Origin of the sequence: Streptomyces sp. NPDC059909 (assembly GCF_042730885.1) — a bacterium.
Classification (GTDB): Bacteria; Actinomycetota; Actinomycetes; order Streptomycetales; family Streptomycetaceae; genus Streptomyces.
This window is the reverse complement of sequence record NZ_JBHWKX010000257.1, coordinates 1-1,140: the sequence shown is the minus strand read 5'-3', so window position 1 is coordinate 1,140 and position 1,140 is coordinate 1. Positions and strand designations below refer to the sequence as shown.

1 protein-coding gene and 1 pseudogene are annotated in these 1,140 nt (G+C 69.8%); one reads left to right on the top strand and one right to left on the bottom strand.

Annotation, left to right across the window (positions count from 1 at the left end; genetic code table 11):
• Window positions 1–162 (top strand): annotated as a pseudogene (locus ACFV9O_RS40660) (ATP-binding protein); the annotation flags it as partial.
• A 259-nt stretch (window positions 163–421) separates the two neighbouring features.
• On the opposite strand, the gene ACFV9O_RS40655 reads toward ACFV9O_RS40660, so the two are convergent.
• On the bottom strand, window positions 422–1,140 hold a 719-nt coding region (locus tag ACFV9O_RS40655; RefSeq protein WP_385428170.1), incomplete at its 5' end, for a M24B family metallopeptidase.

Below are 1,140 nucleotides of genomic sequence, written 5' to 3'. Positions count from 1 at the left end.
CCCCTGACCGCTCCGCAGGACGAGAGCGGTCGCGGGCTCGACCTCATCGAGCAGCTCTCCGACCACGCCCACTTCGGCAACAAGCCGGGCCGCGCCGGAGCCGTGGTGTCCTTCGACAAGATCCTCAAGTGGCGCAAGGACGCACCGCTGGTAGCCGTCTGAGCGCGCCGTCTGACGGAGTCCTCCGACCGTGCCGTCAGACCGTCGGCCCGCTGAAGGGGGGCAGTGCGGTGTTTCACGTGAAACATCGACAGGACTCTCATTGCCGCAGCGACGTGGTGTTTCACCTGCGACGTGACCTGGTCGGATGTTTCACGTGAAACGCGACGAGGGGCGTTGGCCCGCGTGAGACAACGCCCCTCGTCATGCCGTCACCCGCCCTGGGAGGGAGGCCGTGCCCGGCTGCCTCGCAGGGGCCGGGTCAGCCCTTCAGCTCGGCCATCCAGCGCTCGACCTCGTCCGAGGCGCGCGGCAGGGCGGCGGAGAGGTTCCGGTTGCCGTCCTCGGTGACCAGGATGTCGTCCTCGATCCGGACGCCGATGCCCCGGTACTCCTCCGGCACCGTCAGGTCGTCCGCCTGGAAGTACAGGCCGGGCTCGACGGTGAGGCACATGCCGGGCTCCAAGGTGCCTTGGACGTAGGTCTCGGTCCGGGCGACCGCGCAGTCGTGGACGTCCATGCCGAGCATGTGGCCGGTGCCGTGCAGGGTGAAGCGGCGCTGGAGACCCAGCTCCAGAACCCGGTCGACCGGGCCGTCGAGAATTCCCCACTCGACGAGCCGGGTGGCCAGCACGCGCTGCGATGCCTCGTGGAAGTCCCGGTACTTGGCGCCGGGTCGCACGGCGGCGATGCCCGCCTCCTGGGCCTCGTACACGGCGTCGTAGATCTTGCGCTGGAGCGGGGAGTACGTGCCGTTGATGGGCAGGGTGCGGGTGACGTCGGCGGTGTAGAGGGTGTGCGTCTCGACGCCGGCGTCGAGCAGCAGCAGGTCGCCGGAGCGGACCGGGCCGTTGTTGCGGACCCAGTGCAGGGTGGTGGCGTGCGGGCCGGCGGCGCAGATGGAGCCGTAGCCGATGTCGTTGCCCTCGACGCGGGCGCGGAGGAAGAAGGTGCCCTCGATGTACCGCTCCGAGGTGGCGA